This is a genomic window from Streptomyces sp. ADI95-17 (assembly GCF_003846175.1).
GTDB lineage: Bacteria > Actinomycetota > Actinomycetes > Streptomycetales > Streptomycetaceae > Streptomyces > Streptomyces sanglieri.
Genome location: NZ_ML123046.1, coordinates 30500 through 55803 on the forward strand (window position 1 = coordinate 30500; position 25304 = coordinate 55803).

Annotated in this window: 24 protein-coding genes; 18 read left to right on the forward strand and 6 right to left on the reverse strand. The window is 71.9% G+C overall.

Features of this window, described 5'->3' with window-relative positions; all coding sequences use genetic code 11:
• Positions 1 to 2: 2 nt before the first annotated feature.
• Entirely contained in the window at positions 3 to 809 is an 807-nt protein-coding gene (locus EES42_RS14030) for a nucleotidyltransferase domain-containing protein (protein WP_124718567.1), read from the forward strand.
• Here the strand turns inward: EES42_RS14030 and EES42_RS14035 are convergent.
• Positions 806 to 1501 (reverse strand): nucleotidyltransferase domain-containing protein, encoded by a 696-nt coding sequence (locus tag EES42_RS14035; RefSeq protein WP_124718568.1) that lies wholly within the window; start codon positions 1499 to 1501, stop codon positions 806 to 808. The two genes, EES42_RS14030 and EES42_RS14035, sit on opposite strands and share 4 nt — an antisense overlap.
• A 144-nt stretch (positions 1502 to 1645) precedes the next feature.
• Here EES42_RS14035 and EES42_RS14040 point away from each other — a divergent pair, with 144 nt between their 5' ends.
• The 6 genes from EES42_RS14040 to der all read left to right on the forward strand — a co-directional run bounded on the left by EES42_RS14040 (position 1646) and on the right by der (position 6710).
• Positions 1646 to 2083: a YidB family protein gene (locus EES42_RS14040; RefSeq protein ID WP_124718569.1), complete on the forward strand. Its 438-nt coding sequence runs from the start codon at positions 1646 to 1648 to the stop codon at positions 2081 to 2083.
• A gap of 169 nt (positions 2084 to 2252) precedes the next feature.
• On the forward strand, positions 2253 to 2615 hold the full coding sequence (gene aroH, locus EES42_RS14045; RefSeq protein ID WP_124718570.1) for a chorismate mutase: 363 nt from the start codon (positions 2253 to 2255) through the stop codon (positions 2613 to 2615).
• A complete protein-coding gene (locus EES42_RS14050) occupies positions 2612 to 3697 on the forward strand; it encodes a prephenate dehydrogenase (protein WP_124718571.1) in 1086 nt (361 codons plus the stop codon). The genes aroH and EES42_RS14050 overlap by 4 nt, the downstream gene beginning before the upstream one ends.
• A 121-nt stretch (positions 3698 to 3818) precedes the next feature.
• Positions 3819 to 4520, forward strand: a complete 702-nt coding sequence (cmk, locus tag EES42_RS14055; protein WP_124718572.1) for a (d)CMP kinase — start codon at positions 3819 to 3821, stop codon at positions 4518 to 4520.
• Positions 4517 to 5173, forward strand: coding sequence for a lysophospholipid acyltransferase family protein (locus EES42_RS14060; protein WP_124718573.1), 657 nt, complete (start codon positions 4517 to 4519; stop codon positions 5171 to 5173). Before cmk ends, EES42_RS14060 begins: the two co-directional genes overlap by 4 nt.
• Before the next feature lie 67 nt (positions 5174 to 5240).
• The gene (gene der / locus EES42_RS14065) at positions 5241 to 6710 is read left to right on the forward strand and encodes a ribosome biogenesis GTPase Der (protein WP_124718574.1); all 1470 of its coding nucleotides are present in this window, start codon (positions 5241 to 5243) and stop codon (positions 6708 to 6710) included.
• Positions 6711 to 6803: 93 nt separating this feature from the next.
• Here the strand turns inward: der and EES42_RS14070 are convergent, their stop codons facing one another.
• Complete coding sequence (locus EES42_RS14070; protein ID WP_124718575.1) at positions 6804 to 7148, reverse strand: hypothetical protein; 345 nt, start codon at positions 7146 to 7148, stop codon at positions 6804 to 6806.
• A 137-nt stretch (positions 7149 to 7285) separates the two neighbouring features.
• A complete protein-coding gene (locus tag EES42_RS14075; protein WP_124718576.1) occupies positions 7286 to 8092 on the reverse strand; it encodes a hypothetical protein in 807 nt (268 codons plus the stop codon).
• 366 nt (positions 8093 to 8458) lie between these two features.
• On the opposite strand from EES42_RS14075, the gene EES42_RS14080 reads away from it, so the two are divergent.
• The 4 genes from EES42_RS14080 (at position 8459) to EES42_RS14095 (ending at position 12235) form a co-directional block, all read left to right on the forward strand.
• Positions 8459 to 9742 carry a glycosyltransferase family 4 protein gene (locus EES42_RS14080; RefSeq protein WP_124718577.1) on the forward strand — a complete coding sequence of 428 codons (1284 nt, stop codon included), beginning with the start codon at positions 8459 to 8461 and terminating at the stop codon, positions 9740 to 9742.
• Positions 9739 to 10590: a transferase gene (locus tag EES42_RS14085; RefSeq protein ID WP_124718578.1), complete on the forward strand. Its 852-nt coding sequence runs from the start codon at positions 9739 to 9741 to the stop codon at positions 10588 to 10590. Before EES42_RS14080 ends, EES42_RS14085 begins: the two co-directional genes overlap by 4 nt.
• A 58-nt stretch (positions 10591 to 10648) precedes the next feature.
• Positions 10649 to 11608 carry a helix-turn-helix transcriptional regulator gene (locus EES42_RS14090; RefSeq protein ID WP_124718579.1) on the forward strand — a complete coding sequence of 320 codons (960 nt, stop codon included), beginning with the start codon at positions 10649 to 10651 and terminating at the stop codon, positions 11606 to 11608.
• A gap of 411 nt (positions 11609 to 12019) precedes the next feature.
• Positions 12020 to 12235 (forward strand): I78 family peptidase inhibitor, encoded by a 216-nt coding sequence (locus tag EES42_RS14095; protein ID WP_124718580.1) that lies wholly within the window; start codon positions 12020 to 12022, stop codon positions 12233 to 12235.
• 114 nt (positions 12236 to 12349) lie between these two features.
• Here EES42_RS14095 and EES42_RS14100 read toward each other — a convergent pair whose 3' ends face one another.
• Positions 12350 to 13357 (reverse strand): phosphatase PAP2 family protein, encoded by a 1008-nt coding sequence (locus EES42_RS14100; protein WP_124718581.1) that lies wholly within the window; start codon positions 13355 to 13357, stop codon positions 12350 to 12352.
• A gap of 533 nt (positions 13358 to 13890) precedes the next feature.
• Here EES42_RS14100 and EES42_RS14105 point away from each other — a divergent pair.
• On the forward strand, positions 13891 to 15597 hold the full coding sequence (locus EES42_RS14105; RefSeq protein WP_124718582.1) for an MFS transporter: 1707 nt from the start codon (positions 13891 to 13893) through the stop codon (positions 15595 to 15597).
• Positions 15598 to 15670: 73 nt separating this feature from the next.
• The gene (locus EES42_RS14110) at positions 15671 to 16867 is read left to right on the forward strand and encodes an acyl-CoA dehydrogenase family protein (RefSeq protein WP_124718583.1); all 1197 of its coding nucleotides are present in this window, start codon (positions 15671 to 15673) and stop codon (positions 16865 to 16867) included.
• A gap of 21 nt (positions 16868 to 16888) precedes the next feature.
• On the opposite strand, the gene sepF is transcribed toward EES42_RS14110, so the two are convergent.
• Positions 16889 to 17329 (reverse strand): cell division protein SepF, encoded by a 441-nt coding sequence (gene sepF, locus EES42_RS14115; RefSeq protein ID WP_124718584.1) that lies wholly within the window; start codon positions 17327 to 17329, stop codon positions 16889 to 16891.
• A 308-nt stretch (positions 17330 to 17637) separates the two neighbouring features.
• Here sepF and EES42_RS14120 point away from each other — a divergent pair, with 308 nt between their 5' ends.
• Positions 17638 to 18873, forward strand: coding sequence for a DUF5685 family protein (locus tag EES42_RS14120; RefSeq protein WP_206433503.1), 1236 nt, complete (start codon positions 17638 to 17640; stop codon positions 18871 to 18873).
• A 33-nt stretch (positions 18874 to 18906) separates the two neighbouring features.
• Here EES42_RS14120 and EES42_RS14125 read toward each other — a convergent pair whose 3' ends face one another.
• A complete protein-coding gene (locus EES42_RS14125) occupies positions 18907 to 19845 on the reverse strand; it encodes an ABC transporter substrate-binding protein (protein WP_124718586.1) in 939 nt (312 codons plus the stop codon).
• Positions 19846 to 20314: 469 nt separating this feature from the next.
• Here EES42_RS14125 and EES42_RS14130 point away from each other — a divergent pair, with 469 nt between their 5' ends.
• From EES42_RS14130 to EES42_RS14150, 4 genes are all read left to right on the forward strand, one after another.
• Positions 20315 to 21181 (forward strand): amino acid ABC transporter permease, encoded by an 867-nt coding sequence (locus tag EES42_RS14130; protein ID WP_124718587.1) that lies wholly within the window; start codon positions 20315 to 20317, stop codon positions 21179 to 21181.
• Complete coding sequence (locus EES42_RS14135) at positions 21178 to 23022, forward strand: FAD/NAD(P)-binding protein (protein WP_124718588.1); 1845 nt, start codon at positions 21178 to 21180, stop codon at positions 23020 to 23022. Before EES42_RS14130 ends, EES42_RS14135 begins: the two co-directional genes overlap by 4 nt.
• 232 nt (positions 23023 to 23254) lie before the next feature.
• Positions 23255 to 24007: an amino acid ABC transporter ATP-binding protein gene (locus EES42_RS14140; protein ID WP_124719356.1), complete on the forward strand. Its 753-nt coding sequence runs from the start codon at positions 23255 to 23257 to the stop codon at positions 24005 to 24007.
• Between the two features lie 217 nt (positions 24008 to 24224).
• On the forward strand, positions 24225 to 25292 hold the full coding sequence (locus EES42_RS14150) for an LLM class flavin-dependent oxidoreductase (RefSeq protein WP_124718590.1): 1068 nt from the start codon (positions 24225 to 24227) through the stop codon (positions 25290 to 25292).
• Positions 25293 to 25304: the final 12 nt, after the last annotated feature.

A 25304-nucleotide genomic window follows, 5' to 3' on the forward strand; every position in this document is an offset into this window, starting at 1 on the left:
CCATGCTCATGGACACCAAGCACCTCAAGGAGGCCGGGCTGCCGGTCACCGACCTCGGACCGGTCCTCGCCGGGGAGCGCCACCCGCTGCTCTTCGCCACGGTCTCCGGAGCGCACCTGTACGGGTTCCCCTCCAAGGACTCGGATGTGGACCTTCGGGGGGTCCATCTCCTGCCCGCGGCCGACCTCGTGGGACTGCGCGAGGCCGAGGAGACCCGCTCACGGATGTGGGACCGGGACGGGACCGAGATGGATCTCGTCACGCACGACCTGCGGAAGTTCGTCCGGCTGATGCTGAAGCCCAACGGCTATGTGCTGGAACAACTGCTCTCGCCGCTGGTCGTCCACACGAGCGGGACGCACGCGGAACTGGTGGAGCTGGCACCGGGCGTGGTCACCCGCAACCACGCCCACCACTACCGGGGCTTCGCCAACACCCAGTGGCGGCTCTTCGGGAGGACCGGTGAGCTGAAGCCGCTGCTGTACACGTTCCGGGCACTGCTCACCGGGATCCACCTGATGCGCAGCGGTGAGGTGCTGGCGCATCTGCCGGCTCTCCTCGGGGAGGTGGCGGCGCCCGCGTATCTGCCCGGGCTGATCGAGGCGAAGGCCGAGGCCGAGCACGGGGGAGCGGAGGGCGTGGACGGGGAGGCGGTGTCGCGGGACGTGGAGGCGCTGCACGGGGTGCTGGACGAGGCCCAGGCGGGGTCGGCGCTGCCCGCGACGGCCGGCGGGTTCGAGGCGCTGCACGACCTCGTGGTGCGCGCGCGGTTGACGGGGGTCTCCTGGTCTCCTGAGTCAGGGGACTAGGACCGGTCCACGGACGCCCGGCGGGTGCGGATCAGGAAGTCCTCGATCCGCGCCCGGTCCGGCTCCTGGGGGAGCGGGGAGTTCCGCGCCGTCTCCTCGCTCTCCTCCATGAGGCGGTTCATGCGGCGCTCGACCTCCTCCCACGGCACCTCGCCCCGCTTCACCGCCAGCAGATCGTCGCGGGCCGCGCCCACCTCGATCGTGAGCTCACCGGTGCGCAGCAGGTCCCGGCCGGCGCCCAGGAGCCGCAGCAGATGCATGGCGTGCTTCCAGCGCGGCGCCCCGTACTGCCGTACGTCCGCCTCCAGCTTCTTGCGCTGGCCCGAGGCGTAACGCACGAACGTCCGGTGGGCCAGCCGGGACAGGAACGCGCCACGCAGGGAGAGGAGTTCCCGGCCCACGTCGTCGACGTGCTCCACCAGCGGCGAGTGCAGGCACTCCAGCACGTTGGGGTTGGCGCGCAGCGCCAGCTCGCAGAAGCGTTCCAGCTCCCAGGAGAACTGCTCCGGTGCCGGGCCGTCGACATGCGTCGGCGGCTTCTCGAACCGCCAGAACAGCGGAGTCGGCGCGAGGAACACGCCGCGCCGGTCGGTGTCGCTCCCCTCCGTGGCGAGCCCGAAGGCGCGCGAGCCCATCACACAGGAGTAGACCGTGTGGTCGCGTACGAGAGCCTCGGGATCAGGGGTGATCATGCCGGCGAGGCTACGTGAGCGGGAGCGGTCCGCACCGGGGATTTCCGTGCCGGGGCTCCGGCACGGGGTGCCCCGCTCAAGTGGCAGAAGCCCGGGTTCTGATCGACATTGTCGATAAATCATCCCCTCTGGAGAGGCAGAACCATGGCAGGAAACGATCTCGGCAGCCTGCTCGGCGGCTTGCTGGGCGGCAGCGGCCAGAGCGGCGGCCAGGGCGGCGCGGGGAACATCCTCGGGGCGCTGCTGGGCGCGCTCGGCGGCGGCCAGGGCGGCCAGGGCGGTACGGGCGGCGGCAACGCGCTCGAAGGGCTGATCGGGATGCTCACCAGATCCGGCCTCGTCGACCAGGCGCAGTCCTGGGTCGGCACCGGGGAGAACCAGCCGGTCAGCGGTGCCCAGATCGCCGAGGCACTGCCGGACGAGACCCTGCGGAAGGTCGCCCAGGAATCGGGGGTCAGCACCGAACAGGCGGCCGACCAGATCGCCCGCTCGCTGCCGACCGCGGTCGACAGGCTGACCCCGTCCGGGGAGGTGCCGGAGGGCCGCTCGATCGAGGACCTGGTCCGCGAGCAGCAGCTCTGACAGCGGAAGCGGCCCGAGGACCTGCCCGGCGGATCACGGCCGGACCGGCCCCGGGCCGTTGCCGTGCGCCCGCCCCGTCTCACGGACAGAGCACCCCGGGCCGCCGGCCGCGCCGCACCTCTAGGCTGACCGGCAGAGAGATCGAGCACGAAGAACCGAGGAGCACGACGTGGCGGTACGAGCGGTCCGTGGAGCCGTCCAGCTGGAGCGGGACGAGGCCGGACACATGGACGAGCAGGTCGGTGCCCTGCTCACCGCCGTCCTCGAACGCAACAGCCTCGTCGCGGACGACCTGATCAGCATCTGGTTCACGGCCACCCCGGACCTGCACAGCGACTTCCCGGCCGCCGCCGCGCGCGGGCTCGGTATTGTCGACGTACCGCTGATCTGTGCCCAGGAGCTGGACATCGTGGGCGCCATGCCCCGTGTGGTGCGCATCCTCGCGCACGTCGAGACCTACCTTCCCAAGTCCGAGATCGCCCACGTGTACCTCGGTGCCACCGCCGCACTCCGCAAGGACATCGCCCAGTGAGAACCGCCGTCGTCATCGGAACGGGCCTCGTCGGCACGTCCGCAGCCCTCGCCCTCGCCGGGCGCGGCATCCGGGTCCACCTCGTCGACCACGACCCCCAGTCGGCCCGTACCGCCGCCGCGCTGGGCGCCGGTACGGACGAGGCGCCCGAGGAGCGCGTGGACCTGGCGATCATCGCCGTACCGCCCGCCCATGTGGCCACGGTGCTGGCCACCGCCATACGGGACGGCATCGCCCGCGGCTACCTGGACGTCGCCAGCGTGAAGGGCGGCCCCCGCCGCGAGCTGGAGGCCCTCGGCCTCGACCTCACGCCGTACATCGGTACGCACCCCATGGCCGGCAAGGAGCGCTCGGGCCCCCTCGCCGCCACCGCGGACCTGTTCGAGGGGCGGCCCTGGGTCCTCACCCCGACCCGTGACACCGACACCGAGGTCCTCAACCTCGCCCTGGAACTGGTCGCGCTCTGCCGTGCCGTCCCGGTCGTCATGGACGCCGACGCGCACGACCGGGCCGTCGCCCTGGTCTCCCACACCCCGCAGCTGATCTCGTCGATGGTCGCCGCCCGCCTGGAGGAGGCCGACGAGACCGCCGTACGCCTCTGCGGCCAGGGCATCAGGGACGTCACCCGGATCGCCGCCTCCGACCCCCGGATGTGGGTGGAGATCCTCTCCGCCAACCCCGGCCCGGTCGCCGACGTGCTGGCCGGGGTGGCCGCCGACCTGGACGAGACGGTACGGGCACTGCGCGGCCTGGAGTCCGGTGACGACGACAAGCGCCGCGAGGGCACCGAGGGCATCGAGGACGTCCTGCGCCGCGGCAACGCGGGCCGGGTCAGGGTGCCCGGCAAGCACGGGACCGCCCCCGCCGCGTACGAGATGGTGTCGGTGCTGATCAGCGACCGGCCGGGCGAGCTGGCCGGGATCTTCGCCGACGCCGGACGGGCCGGGGTCAACGTCGAGGACGTGCGCATCGAGCACGCCACCGGGCAGCAGGCAGGTCTGGTCCAGCTGATGGTCGAGCCGAGCGCGGTCGCCGCACTGAGCGCGGCGCTGCGCGAGCGCGGCTGGTCGATACGGCAGTAGGCGGGGCGGGACCGGGAGGCGGTTGTCCACAGGGGTGCTCAGGCCCGCTCCGACACTCGGTAACCTTGTGCGGGGCGGGTTCGCACACGTCCCCGTCCCGCCCACCCCGTGTACCAGGAAGGTGTCCACCACCGTGGAAACCCGTACGGCCCCGGCCGCAGTGATCGTCGCCATCGACGGGCCCTCCGGCACCGGCAAGTCGAGCACGTCCAAGGCCGTCGCCGCGCAGCTCGGGCTGAGCTACCTGGACACCGGCGCTCAGTACCGGGCGATCACATGGTGGATGCTGAACAACGGCATCGACGTCCAGGACGCGGTGGAGGTGGCGACCGCGGCCGCCAAGCCGGTCATCGTCTCCGGTACGGACCCGGCCGCCCCGACGATCACCGTCGACGGCGAGGATGCCTCGGGCCCGATCCGTACCCAGGAGGTCACCTCCAGGGTCAGCGCCGTCAGCGCCGTCCCCGAGGTGCGCTCCCGGATCACCGAGCTGCAGCGCACCATCGCCGCCGCGGCCGAGCGGGGCATAGTGGTCGAGGGCCGCGACATCGGCACCACGGTGCTGCCCGACGCCGACCTGAAGATTTTCCTCACCGCCTCCCCGGAGGCACGCGCCGCCCGGCGCAGCGGAGAGGTCAAGGGCTCCGACCTCGCCGCGACCAGGGAAGCACTGATCAAGCGGGACGCGGCCGACTCCGGCCGCAAGACCTCGCCGCTGGCCAAGGCGGACGACGCCGTCGAGGTGGACACCACCGAGCTGACCCTTCAGCAGGTCATCGAGTGTGTCGTCACCCTCGTCGAGGAGAAGCGGGCCACGAAGTGACCCGGGCCACGGGCCGCCCCTCGCCGCGCGGAGCGGCGGTGGGGCGCGGGATCGGTATCGGGCTGATGTACGGGCTGTGGAAGCCCCGGGTACTGGGCGCGTGGCGGGTTCCCGCCTCCGGACCCGTCATACTCGCGGTGAACCACTCGCACAACATCGACGGTCCGATGCTGATGGGCACCGCGCCCCGGCCCGTCCACTTCCTGATCAAGAAGGAGGCGTTCGTCGGCCCGCTCGACCCGTTCCTGCGCGGAATCGGTCAGCTGAAGGTGGACCGCACGACCGTCGACCGCGCCGCCATCACCCACGCCCTCGGCGTGCTGGAGGAGGGCGGGGCGCTCGGGATCTTTCCCGAGGGCACCAGGGGCGAGGGCGACTTCGCCTCCCTGCGTGCCGGGCTCGCGTACTTCGCGGTACGCGGTGGGGCGCCGATCGTGCCCGTGGCCGTCCTGGGAAGCACCGAGCGCCGCGGACGGTTGATATCGGCACTGCCGCCGCTGCGCAGCCGGGTCGATGTCGTCTTCGGCGACGCCTTCGAGGCGGGCGACGGAAGCGGCAGGCGTACGCGCAAGGCGCTGGACGAGGCGACGGTACGGATCCAGGCGCGGCTGACCGCCCACCTGGACGAGGCCAGGCGCTTCACCGGCCGCTAGGTAAGACTTGAGTAGTGGGCCGCGCAGTAGTGGCCCATCGATGATGATGCAAAGAGGAACGGACTTCATGAACGACCAGATTCACTCCGACGGCTCGGACCACGAGCACGGAGCGCTTGGCGACGCCGAGTACGCGGAGTTCATGGAGCTCGCCGCGGAGGAGGGCTTCGACCTCGAAGAGGTCGAGGGCGCCATCGACGAGGCCGGTCACGGACCGCTGCCCGTGCTCGCCGTTGTCGGCCGCCCCAACGTCGGCAAGTCGACACTGGTGAACCGGATCATCGGCCGCCGCGAGGCCGTCGTCGAGGACAAGCCCGGCGTCACCCGCGACCGCGTCACCTACGAGGCCGAGTGGGCCGGCCGCCGCTTCAAGGTCGTCGACACCGGCGGCTGGGAGCAGGACGTGCTGGGCATCGACGCCTCCGTCGCCGCCCAGGCCGAGTACGCCATCGAGGCGTCCGACGCGGTCGTCTTCGTGGTCGACTCGACCGTCGGCGCGACCGACACCGACGAGGCCGTCGTCAAGCTGCTGCGCCGGGCCGGCAAGCCCGTCGTGCTCTGTGCCAACAAGGTCGACGGACAGAGCGGCGAGGCGGACGCCACCGCCCTGTGGTCGCTGGGCCTCGGCGAGCCGCACCCGGTCTCCTCGCTGCACGGCCGCGGCACCGGCGACCTGCTCGACGCCGTGCTCGAAGCGCTTCCCGAGGCCCCGGCGCAGCGCTTCGGCACCGCGATCGGCGGCCCGCGCCGGATCGCGCTCATCGGCCGTCCCAACGTCGGCAAGTCCTCGCTGCTGAACAAGGTCGCCAACGAGGACCGCGTCGTCGTCAACGAGCTCGCGGGCACCACCCGCGACCCGGTCGACGAGCTGATCGAGCTCGGCGGCATCACCTGGAAGTTCATCGACACGGCCGGCATCCGCCGCCGCGTCCACCTCCAGGAAGGCGCGGACTACTACGCCTCGCTGCGTACCGCCGCCGCCGTGGAGAAGGCCGAGGTCGCCGTCGTACTGATCGACGCGGGCGAGTCCATCAGCGTCCAGGACCAGCGCATCATCACCATGGCCGTGGAGGCCGGCCGGGCCATGGTGATCGCGTTCAACAAGTGGGACACCCTCGACGAGGAGCGCCGCTACTACCTGGAGCGCGAGATCGAGACGGAGCTCGCGCAGATCGCGTGGGCGCCGCGGGTCAATGTCTCGGCCGTCACCGGCCGGCACATGGAGAAGCTCGTCCCGGCGATCGAGACCGCCCTCGCCAGCTGGGAGACCCGTGTCCCCACCGGCCGGCTGAACGCCTTCCTCGGCGAGATCGTCGCCTCCCACCCGCACCCCGTCCGCGGCGGCAAGCAGCCCCGGATCCTCTTCGGCACCCAGGCCGGTACCAAGCCGCCGCGCTTCGTGCTGTTCGCCTCGGGCTTCCTGGAGCACGGCTACCGGCGGTTCGTCGAGCGTCGGCTGCGTGAGGAGTTCGGCTTCGAGGGCACCCCGATCCACATCTCGGTGCGGGTCCGCGAGAAGCGCGGCCGCAACAAGTAGCACCCACGGGCGCACGACAGAGCCCCGGACCGTCTCGGACGAGAGACGGCCCGGGGCTCCGTCGTCACGGGGCGGGCGCCCGCGGACGTACGGTCAGGCGCCCCGCGAGCCCGGGGGCAGGGCCGCCGGCTGGGTGCGCCCGGAGTGCCGGCCCATCCGCTGCCAGGAACCGAGGCCCCCGGTGCCGGTCCCGGTGCTGTGTCCGGAGGCGCCGCCCGTCACGGCGAGGCCGGTGGAGAAACCGGCGGAGTGGCCGGAGTGGCCGCTCAGCGGGAGGCGGCTGCCGAAGAGCCCGGAGCCGAAGGCCAGGAAACCGAGATTCTCCTCGCCGCTCCGATCGCCCGGCAGCGCCCTGAACGAGCGGCGGTACTCGGAGTACAGCGCGTCGTAGATCGGCGTGTGGGACTGACCGCCCGATGGCTCCTGCGAGGGCCGCATGGCAGGGATCGGGCTCGGGCGCTGGTGGGAGGAGTCGTATGAGTGCACGTATGTGCCAACGACACCGGTGTCGCTCGGATGCGGGCGCGGCGGAGAAATAGCTGTTCGCCGCTGGTGCGAGGGGCCGGCGGTCACGATCAGGTACCGGCCAGCGGCATCGCGGCGGCGACCAGGAGCCCCTTGGCCGCGGCCCTGTCCAGGGCGTCGCGCAGCAGGTCCTCGCGGGGCTGCTGGCCGATCGACCCGGCCGGGGCGGCGAAGACGAGAACGGTCTGCGACTTGTTGGCCGCGGTCCGCCAGCCCTCGGTGACCTGGAGCGGTGCGTGCGCCTGCCACCAGGCGACCGGTGCGCCGCCGCCGGTGCCCGGCTGGAGCACGGCGTGCAGCTGGCCCATGGCGAGCAGGATCGACCAGCCGTGCAGCACGGCGGGCACCTGGTCCGTGCGGTGGACCGGGTGGAAGCCCTGCTCCAGCAGCAGCTGGAGGAATTCGTCGCCCCGGCTGCCGTCCGTGCCCGGCCGGGAGATCGCACCGGTCGGCTCGACGACGAGGGCCGGGTGGAGCTCGTCGTCGATCAGGACGAGGCCGCTGGTGATGCCGAGTACGGCCTGTTCGGTGGGGGCGTTCTGCGGCAGGCCCGCGCCGGAGCCGCCGACGTCCGGTCCCTCGCCGCCGGTGATGCTGCGTACGGCGCCCTGGAGCTGCTCCTCGGCGACCTGGACGACCTGCGAGGGGATGCACGTCGCGTGGGCGAAGGCGAGGACGGCGGTCTCGTCGCCGACGAAGAGCACCGTGCTGGTGCGTTCCTGCTCGGAGTCTCCGGGAGTGCGGCAGGAAGTGCAGTCGTAACTGCCCGGGGTGTTGTCGCCGACGAGCAGCCGGTCGGCTTCGGCATCGCCGATCTCGGCGCGTACGTCCTCGCTGACGTCGAGCATGCGCGGCACGGGTGGCTCCTCGAACTCGGTACGTGCGCCGGGCGGTTCCCGGCTCATGGAAATGACAACGGGCGAGCTGCGGCCGGGGTCACGCGAGAAAGGGAACGTAATCGAACCAACCGGCCCAGAGGGTGAATCCCGGGGCCCGGCAGTGCACTTGGGGACCGTTCGGGCCGGTCCGGGGGCTCGCGATGTGGTCGACTCGACGATGCGGCGGTACACCGAATACGGCAGCAAAGCGACAAAGCGGAGAAGTTGGTGAGTCAACCGCTGGCCGAAATTCGCTCGTACGCGGAGTGAACCGCGGACCGGCCTTTGCCGTCATGGCAAGTGCAGCCTGCCGCTGATCAGCCGAACCGGGAGATATGGCGTTTCATGCACATTTCTTTCCTGCTCCACAACGCCTACGGAGTCGGGGGCACGATCCGCACGACGTTCAATCTCGCCGGGGCGCTGGCCGGGCACCACGACATCGAGATCGTGTCGGTCTTCCGGCACCGTGACGTTCCCGCGCTGGGCGCCCCCGAGGGGGTGCGCATGAGCCACCTCGTCGACCTGCGGAAGAAGAGCCCGACGTACGACGGCGACGCCGCCGAGTACGCCCGGCCCGCGACGGTGTTCCCGCGCGGCGACAGCAGGTACCGGCAGTACAGCAGGCTGTCCGACGCGCGGGTGGCGGACCATCTGCGGTCGCTGGAGGCGGACGTCGTGGTCGGCACCCGGCCGGGTCTCAACGTGCACATCAGCAGGCAGGCCCGCCGCGGCCCGGTCCGGATCGGACAGGAGCACCTCACCCTCGACAGCCACAGCTACCGGCTCCGCCGCGAGATCGCGCACCGCTACCCCCTGCTCGACGCGATCACCACCGTCACCGAGGCCGACGCCCGGGCCTACCGGACCGGGTTCAAACTCCCCGGCGTACGGATCGAGGCCATCGCCAACAGCGTGCCCGAACCGTCCGTCCCGCCCGCCGACGGCGACCGCAAGTGGGTGATCGCCGCGGGCCGGCTGCACAAGGTCAAGCGCTACGACCTGCTCGTCCGGGCGTTCGCCGACGTGGTCGCGGTCCGCCCGGACTGGCGGCTGCGCATCTACGGCGGCGGCGACGCGACCGGCAACGAACGGGCGGCGCTGCTCGCGCTCATCGAGGAACTCGGGCTGCACAACCACGTGTTCCTGATGGGACCGGTCAATCCGCTGGAGGCCGAGTGGCCCAAGGGATCGATCGCCGCGGTCACTTCGGACCGCGAGTCCTTCGGCATGACCATCGTCGAGGCGATGCGCTGCGGTCTGCCGGTCGTCGCCACCGACTGCCCGCACGGCCCCCGCGAGATCATCGACGACGGCACCGACGGACGGCTGGTGCCCGTCGGTGACACGACGGCCGTGGCCGACGCCCTGCTCGGCCTGATCCGCGACGACGAGGCACGGCACCGCGCGGGACGCGCCGCACTGGCCGCGTCGCAGCGGTTCGACCCGGCACGGATCGCCGAACGCCATGAACGGCTCTTCACCGAACTCGCCTCGCGGGGCCCGCGCGACCGCTCGCACGGCGCACTGAGCACCACACTGCACCGCGCCAGGGGCACCGTGCTGGACGGGGCGTACGCCCTGCGCTACAAGGCAGCCGCCGTGATCCGCAAGGGGAAGACCGCATGACCGTCTCCACAGGGCGAAGGACACCGAGGGCCGACTGCACCGCGGGACCCGGCGGCGGGATCACCTTCGATCTCGACCTCGGCCGCCGCGAGGACGAGGAGGCGCCCGAGCTGCTGCTCCGGCTGCGCGGCGCCAAGGGCAAGGGCGACGGCGACACCGTACGGCTGCAGCTGAGCCCGCTGCGCGACGGGCGACTGCGCGCGGTGCTGCCGGGCACCCTGGAGCCCGCGGAGGGCCGCTGGGACGTCTATCTGCGGGAGCCCGGCGCGCAGGACGGCGAGGCGGTGGCCGTCGAGCCCGGCATCCGGGATCTTCGGCTGCTCGTCGACCAGGTACCGCAGAGCGGGCGGATCGCGGTCCGGATCCCGTACCCGACCCTCGACGGCCGGCTCGCCGTGCGCTGCTGGCTCCGCACACCGCATGCCGAGGCCGGTCCGGTGACCTTCGACGGGCACGGGATGACCGTCGGGGGCACGCTGTACGGCACCGGTCTCGGCGCCGGTGCCCGTGTCGAGGCGCGGGCGCCCGGCGCGGACGGCCGGGTCCTGCGGGTGCCGGTCACCGGGGACGGGGAGGAGGGCACCTTCGCCTTCACGCTCCCTCTCGACGAACTGGCCGACGGGGCCGTCACCGAGCCCCGGCTGTGGACGCTCTGGCTGATCCCCGGCACGGCGGAGGACGGACCGGCCGGCGGTGTACGGATCTCCCGCATCCTCGACGACGTCTGGGACCGCAAGAAGATCTTCGTCTACCCGGGCCGCAGCACCGGGGAGGGCAGCCGGGCCACGCCCTGCTACACCACCGACAACGACCTCTGCGTAAGGCTCGAACCGGAACCCGCCCCCTGAGGGCCGCCGGGGCGGTTGCGGACCCGGGCTGTCCGCAACCCCTGGCAGACTCACCGTCATGTTGGAGACCTCGGCACGACTGCTGCGTCTGCTCTCACTGCTCCAGGCACACCGCGACTGGTCCGGCGCCGACCTCGCCGACCGGCTCGGGGTCACCCCGCGGACCGTCCGGCGCGACGTCGACAAGCTCCGCGAGCTGGGCTACCCGGTCAACGCCAGCCCCGGCACCGGCGGCGGGTACCAGCTCGGCGCCGGTGCCCAGCTGCCGCCGCTGCTCCTGGACGACGAGGAGGCCGTCGCCGTCGCCGTCGGCCTGCGCACCGCGGCGGGCAACGGGGTCGAGGGCATCGGCGAGACCTCCGTACGCGCCCTGACCAAGCTCGAACAGGTGCTGCCGGACCGGCTCCGGCGCCGGGTGAACGCGCTGAACACCTTCACCGTGCCGCTGCTCCGCGGGCCCGGCGCCTCGGTCGCCGACGCGGGTGTCCTGACCGAACTCGCCGGGGCCTGCCGGGACGGCGAGCGGCTGCGCTTCGAGTACCGGGACCACTCAGGCTCCGTCTCGCGGCGGACCGTCGAACCGCACCGGCTGGTGTGCACCGAGCGCCGCTGGTACCTCGTCGCCTGGGACCTGGAGCGCGCGGACTGGCGTACGTTCCGGGCGGACCGGATCACCCCCACGCCGCCGCACGGGCCGAGGTTCGTCCCCCGCGAGCCACCCGCCGAGGACCTGGCCGCCTATGTCGCCAGGGGGATCTCCACGAACGTGTACCCGATGCACGCGGTGATCCGGCTGAAGGCGGGGATCGAGCGAGTGGCCGAGCGGATCTCGCCCGCCGCCGGGGTGCTGGAGGCAGTCGACGACGACACCTGTCTGCTGCGCACCGGAGCGATCGGCCTGGACGTGATGGTCGTCCATGTGATGCTGCTGGGCCTCGACTTCGAGGTCGTCGAACCACCGGAGCTGAAGGACGCGATCAAGGTCGCCAGGGACCGGCTGACCAGGGCACTGGACTGAGCGCCGGCCGCGGCGACGCCATACGGACGGCCGGGGCCGCCCGCTATACCAGTGGCGCTCGACGGCTGTCCCGTACCGCGGAGTGAATATTGTGACCAAAGGATAAGGCTGCCATAAGGAAGCGTGAATTCCCGGCGACATGCTCATTTACGTGCGCTATTCGGCGCGGGAATTACATCCGCTCGATACGGGATATTCCGCTTCGATTCCGGGCTTTCCGAATGATCATTCTCCGGGTTGTGTGATTACTGTGTGTCGGGTCCCGGGCGGCCTGTCCGGGTGGCGTGATCCATACCGTGCGCGTGTCGTGATCCTGTGACACAAGTGTGACCGGCGGAGAACGTGAGGATGCCCTGCGACGGTGGGCGCCCCAACTTCCGCCGCCGCCCGCGGCCGCCTACGGTGAGGGGCATGGCACCCATACCGACCCCTTCCGCCCAGCCCGACGACGCGCCCGACGAGTACGTCGGCCTCGCCGCCGACGCCGCCGAACAACGGGCCCGCAGCCATGGCTGGACCACCGTCAGATCGCTGCCGCCGGGCGCGATCATCACCATGGAGTTCCGCGGCGGCCGGATCAACTTCGAGGTCGACGGAGCCGTCGTCACCCGCTGCTGGGTGGGCTGAGGCTCCCCGCGGCGCGAGAACCCGGACCCGGACACGAGTGAGGGCCCCGACAACGGTCGGGGCCCTCACTCGTGTCCGGGGAGCGGCTGTGCGTACCGGCTCCCTCGCAGGGGCTCAGCCGCCGGCCACCGGGCGGGCCGGGGTCGTCGAGCCGCCGCGCGGTGTGCGATCGGCGTGCGGCGGGCGCCGGCTGCCGACCGGGGTGACCGGGGTCCGCTCCGAGCGCACCACATGCGCCGGATGCGAGGCGTGGGCCCGCGGCCGGGTGCCGGTGCCGCCCGCGGCCGCCGAGACGACCGGCTCCCGGGCCGGGGCCTCGCCGCCGTCCGGCTGAGGCACCAGCACGGTCCGGGGGCCTCCGGCCGCGACGGGCACCGAGGGAACGGGGCGGCCGAATCCCCGCAGGTTCTCGCGCTGGGCGAAGATCCAGGCCTCGGCCCGGGTGATCAGCGGCTCCGCCCAGGGCAGGCCCAGCATGATCAGCAGGCCGGCGGCCCAGCCCAGCAGGACGTCGCTGAGCCAGTGCGTACCGAGATAGACGGTGGTGAGGCCGACGCCCAGCGACACGATCGCCGACATGGCCGACAGATAGCGCCGGGCCCGTGGGGTGGTGGCCAGATAGGCGAGGATTCCCCAGGTCACAACCGCGTTGGCGGTGTGCCCGGAGGGAAATATGTCGCCGCCGGCGAAGAGCTCGGCGGAGCCGATCTGGGTCGCGTAGTGCGGGCCGAGGCGGCCCAGGCCGATCTTGACCGCGCCGACCGTCACATTGAGCAGCAGCAGCGCCGCGCCCAGCGTCAGCAGGGGGCGCAGCGTGTGCTGCCGCCAGGAGCGCCAGCCGAGCCAGCAGGCCACCATCGTGGCGGTGGGGCCGCGCTGGCCGAGCACGATGTAGTAGTCGAGGAAGGCATGGATTTCCGGCCACTGCTGATACGGCCGGAAGAGCATGACCTTCCAGTCCAGGGTCACCAGCCAGGACGAGACCAGCACGGCAATGACGATGGCGAGATAGAACGCCAACGTCCCGCCGAAGAGTGCGATGCGGTGACGGCTCATCCGCGGTGGCTCTATCTTCGGCGGCTCCGGCTCCCGGTCCAGCCGGGCAAAGATGTCGGTACGCACCCAATCGACGTTACAGCGCGTTAGTGAGAGACCAGGTCGATCCGGTCTCTTTGTGATGACGATGTGATGTGGACTATGTCTCAGCGGGGTCTTAATTCCTGATCCGCGTAAGCGTCTCGGCGGCACTTCGCGCTATTGATTTCGCACGCATTTCGGAAGGGTGTTTGGGCCCGGACGGAAAAGCGCAGGAGGTGCCGGTATGAATTTATCCGGGCCCGGGAGGAGGGGGAACGGAACGTGCCGGTCCGGTCACCGGCCGCCTTCGGAGCGGGCCCGGCGGGTGCTCCGCGGGGGCGGCCGGGTACCGTCCCGTTCCGGGTGCGCAGGGTGTCCTCGCAGGTCCGGGCGGCGGGTCGGCGTGGCGTACGCCACACCCCGCGGCCCGACCGGGTATGAGGTGGGCCACGTGTGAGGGGTCCGAACTCGCGTACGCTGACGGCCACTCGCCCGTCGATGCCGGGCCATGAGGAGCGGCGAACCGCCGCATCCCCGGTTGGCCCGCCGAGCGCGAGGGACCTTTGGGAGGTACATGCATGTCAGGGACGACCACAGCCCGATTCCGGCTGCGCGCGGCGGCCGACGGTGCCAATCGATGGGTCGTCCTCGTCGTCCTCTGCCTCAGCCTCCTGCTCGTGGCGCTCGACTCGACCGTGCTCCACGTCGCCGTACCCGCCGTCACCGAGGACCTGAACCCCAGCGCGGTCGGTCTGCTCTGGATCGTCGACGCCTACCCGCTGGTCTGTGCCTCGCTGCTGATTCTCTTCGGCACCCTCGGCGACCGGGTGGGCCGCCGCCGGGTCCTGCTGCTCGGCTACGCCCTCTTCGGGGCCGCCTCCGCGATCGCCGCGATGGCCGACAGCCCCGCCGTGCTCATCGTGGCGCGTGCGCTGCTCGGGGTCGGCGGCGCGATGATCATGCCGGCGACGCTGTCGATCCTCCGGCAGGTCTTCCCCGACCGGCGGGAACGGGCCCTCGCGATCGGCATCTGGACCGCGGTCGCCGCGGTGGGCGCCGCCACCGGTCCGGTCATCGGCGGCTTCCTCGTCGAGCACTTCTGGTGGGGCTCGGTCTTCCTGATCAACGTTCCGCTGATGGCGCTGATCCTGCCGGTCGGACGGCTGCTGCTGCCCGAGTCGCGCGGCAGCCACGACGGGCCGTGGGACGTGCTGGGCGCACTGATGGCCGCCGCCGGGGTGCTCGGGGTGGTCCTCGGAGTGAAGCGGGCGGGCACCGGCGAGGGTGTGCTCAGTCCGGCCACGCTCGCTCCGCTGCTGATCGGGGCGGCACTGATAGTCCTGTTCGTGCGCCGGCAGAAGCGGCGTACGCATCCGCTGATCGACATCGGGCTGTTCGCCAAGCCCGCCTTCTCCACCGCGGTGGGCTGCATCATCATCGCCATGCTGGCCCTGGTCGGTCTTGAGCTCATAGCCGTGCAGTACCTCCAGCTCGTCCTCGGACTGAGCCCGCTGCAGACCGGCCTGCGGCTGCTCCCGCTCACCTTCGCTGCCATGGCCGCGGGCGCCACCGGCTCGTACACCCTGCGCCGCGTCGGCCCGCGCCGGATGGTCGGCTGGGGCTTCGTGCTCACGGCCGTCTCGGTGCTGACCCTGACCGCGATGGGGCAGCACGACCGGCCCGCACTGCTGACGGCGGCCTTCGTGGCCCTGGGCTTCGGGCTGCAGACCACGCTCTTCGGGGCGTACGAATCGATGCTCAGCGATGCCCCCGCCGACCGTGCGGGCGGGGCGGCGGCCATCGGCGAGACCTCGTACCAGCTGGGTGCGGGCATGGGGATCGCCCTGCTCGGCAGTGTCATGAACGCCGCCTACGCCCCCGGGCTCTCGAAGCTTCCCGAGGCGGGTGTCCCGGCCGGGGCCCGCGCGGCCGCCGCCCACTCGCTGGGCGAGGCCTACCAGGTGGCCGACCGGCTGGGCGGCCCGCTGGGTGCGGTGCTGCGCTCCACGGCGCGCCACTCCTTCATCACCGGGCTGCATGTCACGCTGCTGGTCAGCGCCGCGCTGCTGCTGGCCGGGGCGCTGGCCGCGCTGCGGCTGCCGAGGGCGATGGACTGTCCGGCACCGGTGCCCGACGAGCCGGAGCGTGCGGCGGACGTGAGCGAGGCGCGGGAGCACCGCGCGCCGCACGAGGTGCCCGCCCCGGGCCGTGCGCAGCGGCCCCTGTCGCGCCCCGCCCGGCGCCGACCCGCCGAGGCGACGGGCCCTGGACGAGCGGCACACTGAGCCGTAACGTCGGTGCGACGCCATAACTACCACTGCTAGTTTTAGCATCGTGCGAGCCGCCGGAGGCGCCCTCATGTCCACCACCGAGTCCTCGAAGCTCCCGCCCTTCGACCCCGCCGACCCGATCGGCATCGACGATCTGCTCAGTGCCGAGGACCTCGCGATCCGCCAGACCGTCCGGGACTGGGCCGCCGACCGCGTCCTGCCGCACATCGCCGAGTGGTACGAGAGCGGCGAGCTGCCCGGGATCCGTGAGCTGGCCCGTGAGCTCGGTTCGCTCGGCGCGCTCGGCATGTCCCTCCAGGGGTACGGCTGCGCCGGCGCCACCGCCGTCCAGTACGGACTGGCCTGTCTGGAGCTGGAGGCGGCGGACTCCGGGATCCGCTCCCTGGTCTCCGTACAGGGTTCGCTCGCCATGTACGCCATCCACCGCTTCGGCTCCGAGGAGCAGCGGCAGCGGTGGCTGCCGGGCATGGCGGCCGGCGAGATCATCGGCTGCTTCGGCCTCACCGAGCCGGACCACGGATCCGACCCGGCCGGGATGCGTACGTACGCCAAGCGCGACGGCGGGGACTGGGTGCTCACCGGACGCAAGATGTGGATCACCAACGGCTCGGTCGCCGGGGTCGCCGTCGTCTGGGCGCAGACCGACGGCGGAATCCGTGGCTTCGCGGTGCCGACCGACACCCCGGGCTTCTCGGCTCCCGAGATCAAGCACAAGTGGTCGCTGCGCGCCTCGGTCACCAGCGAGCTGGTGCTGGACGAGGTGCGGCTGCCCGCCGACGCGGTGCTCCCGGGCGTCACCGGTCTGCGCGGCCCGCTCAGCTGTCTCAGCCATGCCCGCTACGGCATCGTCTGGGGAGCGATGGGCGCGGCCCGTGCCAGCTTCGAGGCGGCCGTGGACTACTCGCGCACGCGGGAACAGTTCGACCGGCCGATCGGCGGCTTCCAGCTCACCCAGGCCAAGCTCGCGGACATGGCCGTGGAACTGCACAAGGGCATCCTGCTCGCCCACCATCTGGGCCGGCGGATGGACGCGGGCAGGCTCCGTCCGGAGCAGGTCAGTTTCGGAAAGCTCAACAATGTGCGGGAGGCGATCGACATCTGCCGTACCTCGCGCACGATCCTCGGCGCCAACGGGATCTCGCTGGAGTACCCGGTGATGCGCCATGCGACGAATCTGGAGTCGGTGCTCACCTACGAGGGAACCGTGGAGATGCACCAGTTGGTACTGGGCAAGGCGCTCACCGGTCTCGACGCGTTCCGCTAGACCGTCCGGCGAGCGCCCTGCTCAGCTCTGGTTGAAGAAGCCGTCGGCCGGCCGGCCGGCGGCTTCGGTCACCACCTGGGTGTCGGCCGGGGTCAGCAGGAAGACCCGGGTGGCCACGCGCTCGATCGAGCCGCGCAGTCCGAAGATCAGCCCGGCGGCGAAATCCACGACGCGCTTCGCGTCGGTGGGGTCCATGGTCGTGAGGTTGACGATCACCGGGACGCCGTCCCGGAAGAGCTCTCCGATGGCCCGTGCGTCCCGGAAGCTGTCCGGGGTGACGGTGGCGATCCGGCGGCCCGTCTCCTCGGCCGCCTCGGACACGACCTGCACCCGGGGGTCGGTCACCCAGGCCTGGCCGCCGGTCCCGGTCTGCGCGCCCTCGGCGTACTCGTCGTCGTAGTACCGCTCGTCGTTGTCCTCCACGAGGCCCAGCCAGGCACTCGCCTTGCGCACCGATCCCATGGACGCCTCCTCTCACCGCGGTTCCGTGGCGTTCCGCATCTCTTTCGTATCCCTATGGTCGTCCATGATGCGGATCGTGCGCCAAGTGGATAGTCGGCGCGCAGGGTGTTCGTGACGGTACTGATGCAGAAGATGTGGCGGTATGTCAGGGTTCCTCCCGCATAAGGGGTCGGAAAGAAAGAAAATATGATGCCCCGGGCCGTACGGGTGACATGGGGGACGTACGGGTGAACGGGCCGCTCGATACGATGCACCTCGCGCGGCCGCAGGGGTGCGGCGCGAAGGTGAACGACTCTCGGGGGATCGTCGTGTTCGGAATAGTCAGGCCCTGCGCCCATCGGTTGTCCGAGGGGCTCCGGACCGAGTGGATGGCCCATCTCTGCGGGCTCTGCCTCGCACTTCGCTCCGATCACGGGCAATTCGCCCGGATCGTCACGAACTATGACGGTCTGATTGTTTCCGTTCTGACGGAGGCTCAGTCCGAGCGCACCACCGGATGGCGACGCACGGCGGGGCCCTGCCCGCTGCGCGCCATGCGGACCGCGTCGGTCGCCCGCGGCGAGGGCGCCAGGCTGGCCGCCGCCGTCTCCCTGGTGCTGGCCTCGGCCAAGGTCCGGGATCACGTCGCCGACGGGGACGGCCTGTTGAGGCGCCGCCCGGTCGCCGCCGCCGCGCGCCGGGTCGCCGCGGGCTGGGACCGGGCCGGCGCGCGTACCGGCGCACAGCTCGGCTTCGACACGGCGCTGCTCGTGGACGCCGTCGACAGGCAGACCGGCATCGAGCTGATCGCCGGGCCCGGCACCCCGCTGCTCACCGTCACCGAACCCACCGAGACCGCCACCGCGGCCGCCTTCGCCCACACCGCGGTGCTGGCCGGCAAGCCGCAGAACGCGGCGCCGCTCGCCGAGGCCGGCCGCCTCTTCGGACGTCTGGCGCATCTGCTGGACGCCGTGGAGGACCAGGAAGCTGACGCCGCGTCGGGTGCCTGGAACCCGCTCACCGCCACCGGCACCTCGCGGGACGAGGCCCGGCGGCTGTGCGACGACGCGCTGCACGGCGTACGGCTGGCGCTGCGCGACGCGGAATTCACCGACGACAAGCTGGCCCATGTGCTGCTGGCACACGAACTGCGCCAGTCGGTGGACCGTGCCTTCGGCACCACGGCGTGCTCGCACCAGGCCGGCGCCGTGCTCCTGGACGGAGCTGCCGGTCCGTCAGCCGCCGGGCCGGCCGGGTCCTTCGGGCCGGTGCCGGGCAATCCGTACGCCCCGGGTCCGGGCGGCCCGGGCGGTCCGCCGCAGCCGCCGCCCGAGCCCCCGCGCGACCGGCGCGGTCTGATCATGGGCTGCCTGGTGTGGGCGGGGCTGGCCTGTACCTGCCAGATGTGCTGCGGCACGTTCGAGGACCCGTGGAGCCATCAGCGCCGCGAGGGTCTGTGCAGCCAGTGCGACTGCGGTGACTGCTGCGATGCGTGCGACTGCTGCAGCAACTGCGGGGACTGCTGCGACGGGTGCGACTGCTGCGATTGCGACTGCAGCTGCTGAGGGCGGGAGACCGGACGAGGGTGGGGGACCGGATCATTTGATCTCGGGCGGCGAGATCCGCGAGGTCGTGATCGCGGATGCGCCGATGCCCCACTTCTTCAGGATCCGGTCGTAGGTGCCGTCCGCCTTGAGGCCGTTCACCGCGGCCTGGAAGGCGGGCGCCAGCGGGGTGCCCTTCTTGAAGGCGAAGCCGACGTCGAGACGCTTGAACTCGTTGAGGAAGCGCACGCCCTCCTGCTGCTCCACCGCGTACCGCAGTCCGTTGATGGTGGACATCACCACATCGCTGCGGCCCTGCTGGAGCGAGGCCCAGGTGGCGCCCTGGTCGTTGTACGTCTTCACTTCGTACGGCTCGCGGCCCGTGTCGGTGCACAGGTGCCGGTTCTCCTCCAGGGTCACCTCGAAGGTGGTGCCCGCGCCGGTGCCCACGGTCAGGCCGCAGAGCTGGGTGAGATCGGTGACCTTCTTCAGCCTGCTGTCGTCACGGACCGCGAAACCCTGGCCGTCATTGATGTACGTGACGAAGTCGATCGTTCTGCGGCGCTCCTCGGTCACCCCGAAGTTCCCGGTGCCCACGTCGTACTTCCCGCTGTCCAGCGCCGGCAGGATCGCCTCGAAGGAGGCCACCTCGCGGGTGAGGCGCAGTCCGAGCTTCCGGGCGACCGCGTCCGCGAAGTCGATGTCCGTGCCGGCCACGGTCTTTCCGTCGGCGAGGTAGGTGGAGCCCGGCGGGTTGCCGACACTCGCGGCGATGGTCAGGGTCCCGGCGGCGCGGACGTCGGCGGGCAGCAGCTTCGCCGCCGCCTCGTCCTTGCGCACCGAGGAGACGACATCGGTCGTCGGCACCTTCCCCTCGGCGGCGGCCGCGGCGCCGGCCGGTGCGGCCGCCGGATCACCGGACCCGCACGCGGTGAGGGCGAGAGCGGCGGCGGTGATCAGTGCGAAGGCAGCAGTGTGCCGGGTCCGGGGCATGGGGTGTGGTTCTCCAGAGTCATCGGCCGTGAGCGGTCGCGCCGGCGTCGGGGCAGCACGCGGCGACCCCACGGTCGGGGCGAAGGATGGCGGAGCGAGGGGAGGGGAGAACGGTGTTGTGTACGGGAGGACACGCGGGGAAAGGCGCTCGGTCGCCGCACACGGCGCCGGGCGAAGACACGCGGAAAGGCAGGGGGTCGGCTCAACAGGAGGCGGACCACACGCGACCGAAGTCGATGTGGGAGCGCTTGACCAGCCACTGCTGCGAATGCATGGCCCCAGTGGAACAGGCATCCGGTGGTCCGTCAACCGAGCCCCGGCGCACGGCTCACAGTGTGGACGAGCTTGACAACGCGCGGCGAACAGCGATTGTCTCGGAAGCGGACCGGCGCTGAGGGGCCCGGTCCGTGTTGTGTTCCGGGCCGAAGGCACGCCCCGTGTTCGATCTCTGCATCCACGGAGCCCTCGCATGTCCGCGCAGACAGACACCCTCCCTCAGTCTCCCCCCGCACCGCTCGCGAAGAGCGACGGAGCCGACCGGCTCCGGATCGTCCCGGCGCGCCGAACGGGCCAGTGGACAGCGGCCGTTGCCGTACTGGCGCTGCTCGCCCTGGTACTGAACTCCGTCATCCGCAACGACGCCTTCCAGTGGGATGTCGTCGCCGACTACTTCACCACCGCCGCGGTGCTGCGCGGCCTCGGCCTCACCCTCTGGCTCACGGCGCTGGTCATGGTGCTGGGCTTCGCCCTCGGCACCCTGCTGGCCGTCCTCAGACTCTCCGCCAACCGCGTTCTGCGGTCGGTCGGCTGGGGGTACGTGTGGCTGTTCAGATCCACCCCGATCCTGGTCCAGCTGCTGTTCTGGTTCAACATCGGCGCGCTCTACCCGCAGATCCTCGGCGTCCGTACGGTGAACCTCCTCGGCCCCGTCACGGTCGCCGTCATCGGGCTCACCCTGCACGAGGCCGCGTACGCCGCCGAAGTCGTCCGCGGCGGCATCCTCTCCGTCGAACGCGGACAGATCGAGGCCGCCCAGTCGCTCGGCCTCGGACCCTGGCGCCGGTTCCACCGCATCGTCCTCCCGCAGGCGATGCGCTCCATCGTCCCGCCCGCCGGGAACATGCTGATCGGCACCCTCAAGGGCACCTCGATCGTCAGCATCATCGCCGTGCAGGACCTGCTGTACTCCGTGCAGCTCGTGTACCACCGCACCTATCAGGTCATCCCGCTGCTGCTGGTCGCCACCATCTGGTACGCCGTGGTCACCTCACTCCTGAGCATCGTCCAGCACTACGTTGAGCGGCACTACGCGCGCGGCACGGCGGGTGCCCGGTGAGCGGGACGCCGACGCTCGTGGTCATAGGCGCCGGACCGCGCGGCACCGGCCTGATCGAGCGGATCGCCGCCAACGCCCCCGCCCTGTACGGGGACCGCCCGCTGACCATCCACCTCGTCGACCCGTACCCGCCCGGCGGCGGGCGGATCTGGCGGCACGACCAGTCGCCGCTGCTCTGGATGAACTCCATGGCCGAGGACGTCACGATGTTCACCGACGACACCGTCGGCCAGGAGGGGCCGACCCGCCCGGGGCCCGCGCTGCACACCTGGGCGGCCGGCATCCGGGACGGCAGGCTCGGCCTCCCGGACGGGACGGGCACCGACCCCGGACTCCTCGACGAGATCAAGGCGCTGGAGGGTACCGACTTCCCCAGCAGACGGCTGCAGAGCGTCTATCTGCGCTGGGTGTACGAGCAGGCCGTGGCCGCCCTCCCGGAGGGCGTCACCGTGCACTGGCACCGGGGCAGCGCCCTGCGGGTCACCGGCCCGCGCGAAGGCCGCCAGCGGGTCTGGCTGGCGGGGCGCGGCACACCGCTGCTCGCCGATGCCGTCGCCGTCACCATCGGCCACCTCGAAGCCGAACCGGAGCCGGAACAGCTCCGGCTGGCCGACTTCGCGGACCGGCACGGACTCCTCCACCTGCCACCGGACTTCACCGCCGACACCGACCTGACCGCGGTGCCCGCGGGCGAACCGGTCGTCGTACGGGGCTTCGGGCTCGCCTTCGTCGACCTGATGGTGCTGCTCACCGAGGGCCGCGGCGGGCGGTACGAGGACGGCGAGTACGTGCCGTCCGGCCGGGAGCCGGTGCTTCACGTCGGATCGCGCCGGGGTGTCCCGTACCACTCCAAGATCGGCTACACCTGGGACGGCGAACGGCCGCCGCTGCCGCGCTTCCTCGGCCCGGAGCGGACCGAGGCGCTGCTCGCGGCGGACCGGCCGGTCGACTTCCGGCGCGATGTGTGGCCACATGTCGACAAAGAGCTCGGCTACGCCCACTACCACCGGCTCTTCACCGCCCACCCCGAGCGCACCACCGGCGACTGGGCCGGCTTCGAGACGGAGTACGCCGCCGCCGACCCGGCAGGACCCGAACTGGCCGCCCTGGTCGCCGCCGCCGTCCCCGACCCCGCGGACCGGCTCGACCTCGAAGCGCTCGACCACCCGCTGGACGGGGTGCGCCACACCTCGTTCGACGCACTCCAGGAAGGGCTGCGCGGCTACATTACCGCCGACCTGGAACGCCGCCACGACCCCGGCCACAGCCCGGACCTCGCCGTCTTCCTCGGACTGCTCTCCGTCTACGGGCAGTTGATCCGGCTGGGCGACCTCGGCGGCTGGTGGCACGGCTTCTTCAGCTATCTCGCCTCCGGCCCGCCCGGACCCCGGCTGCACCAGCTCCTCGCGCTCTCCCGGGCCGGTGTCGTCCGCTTCCTCGGCGCCGGAATGACCGTCGAGACCGACGAGCGGCGGGGCCTGTTCCTGGCGGGCAGCGACACCGTGCCGGGGCAGCGGATAGCGGCCCGCACCCTGGTCGAGGCCCGGCTGCCCGACCCCACCCTGGAACGCACCCGCAGCCCACTGCTCCAGGAGCTGTACGACGACGGGGCCGCCGCCACCGCCACCGGGCTGCTCTCGGTCGCCCCCGACAGCGGCCGGATCCTGGGCCGCGACGGACGGCCGCACCCGCGCCGCTTCGCGCTCGGCCCGTTCACCACCGCCCGCGCCGGCGGGGCGTTCACCCGGCCGCGCACCGGCGGACCGGCCTTCCGGCAGAACGACGCCACCGCCCGTACGGCACTCACCCTCCTGCGGGACCTCGCCTGTACCGAGGGCTGACCGCGACCTCGCGCACGGCCCCGACCCACCCTCGTACGCCGCGGCCCAAGGACCCCTCATGCGCCTCACCAGCGATCCGCCCATCGACAAAGCGACCGGACCACGCCGCGCGGCTCCCGCCGACGGCCACCACACACCCGCCGTCGCCCCGCTCCGTCCTCCAGCGCTACGCCGAACGTCACTACGCCAAGGGGTCCCCGCGATGAGCACCACCACCGGAACCACCGACGCCATGGTCGAGATCCGCTCCGTGCACAAGAGCTTCGGCAGCGTCGAAGTGCTGCGCGGCATCGACCTGTCCGTACGCACCGGAGAGGTCACCGTCGTCCTCGGCCCGTCCGGCTCCGGCAAGTCCACACTGCTGCGCACCATCAACCACCTGGAGAAGGTCGACCGCGGCTGGATCAGCGTCGACGGCACCCTGGTCGGCTACCGCAGGGACGGCGACAAGCTGTACGAGCTGCCCGAGCGCGAGGTGCTGCGCCGGCGCACCCGGATCGGCTTCGTCTTCCAGAACTTCAACCTCTTCCCGCACCTGACCGTCCTGGAGAACCTCGTCGAGGCCCCGGTCGCCGCCCTCGGCCGGCCGAAGAAGGAAGCCGTCGCCGCCGCGGAGAAGCTGCTCGCCCGGGTCGGGCTCGCCGACCGGGCGACGGCCTACTCCAGGCAGCTCTCCGGCGGACAGCAGCAGCGGGTCGCCATCGCCCGCGCACTGGCCCTCGAACCGAAACTGCTGCTCTTCGACGAGCCGACCTCGGCGCTCGACCCCGAACTGGTCGGCGAAGTCCTCGACGTCATCAAGGACCTGGCCCTCCAGGGCACCACCATGATCGTCGTCACGCACGAGATCGGCTTCGCCCGTGAGGTCGCCGACACCGTCGTCTTCATGGACGAGGGACGGATCGTCGAACAGGGCGCCCCCGGCGACGTACTCGACCGTCCGGCCCACGAGCGCACCCGCGCCTTCCTGTCCAAGGTCCTGTGATCCCGCCCATGGCCATCCCCAGGAGCACCTCCGTATCCGTCCGCCATCGACCACATCGCCGGGACGGCTCGTACGCCCAGGTGCTGAGGCGCCGGGGGCTCACCCACGAGGCCGTCACCAGGTCCGAGACCGACCCGAACGGCCTGCCCCTGCCCAGGAGTCGAGTGCCGCGGGATCCCCGAGAGAACACCTGAGAGAGTCCTGGAGAGGTACCACCATGCCTGCAACCGCCCCCCTTCACCTGGCCGCCGAGATCGGCGGTCCGCCACGTTACGACCCCGGGCACTACACCGGCCTCGCCCGGCTCGCCGAGCACGGCGCCCTGGACTTCGTCACGCTCGGCGACTCCTTCGCCAGACCCGGCCCCGACGCGCTCGCGGTGCTCTCCCGGGTCGCGCCCGCCACCGGCCGGATCGGCCTGGTGCCCACCGTCACCACCACCCACACCGAGCCGTTCCACGTGGCGTCCGCCGTGGCCACCCTGGACTGGGTGAGCCGCGGCCGGGCGGGCTGGTACGTCGATGTGTCGACCACCGGGGCCGAGGCCCGGCTGTTCGGCCGGCGCCCGGCGGCGCCCGCCGGCGAGCTGTGGCGCGAGGCCGGTGACAGCGCCGAGGTGAGTGCCCGGCTGTGGGACAGCTGGGAGGACGACGCCGAGATCAGGGACGTCGCCACCGGCCGCTTCGTCGACCGGGACAAGCTGCACTACATCGACTTCGAGGGCGCCGACTTCTCCGTCCGGGGCCCGGCCATCGTGCCCCGGCCCCCGCAGGGGCACCCGGTCACCGTCGTCGACGGGACCGGCGGCCCGGCCCGGGAGACCGCCGCCCGCCACGCGGACGTCGTACTGGTCCGGGCCACCACCCCCGAGCAGGCCGCCGCGGCCCGTACCGATCTGCGCCGGCGCGCCGCGGCGTACGGACGCGACCCCGACACGCTCCGGGTCCTGGTCGCGCTCACCGTGGACCTCGGCGACGCCGAGACCGCCCCGGAACCGGGACTGGAGAGCGGACCACCGCTCGCCGCGGGCGGCTCGTACTACCGGGGCGGCCCGGTCGACCTCGCCGAACTGATCACCCGGTGGCACCGCGGCGGCGCGGCGGACGGCTTCCACCTCACGCCCATCAGCCCCGGGCGCGACCTCGAACGGATCGTCAACGGCACCGTGGCACTGCTCCAGCACCGCAGCCTGTTCCGCACCTTCTATCCCGGCGGAACCCTCCGCGAGCACCTGGGGCTGGCCCGCCCCGCCAACCGGTACGCACTCGAAGGAGGACGGGCATGAGCACCGCGACGA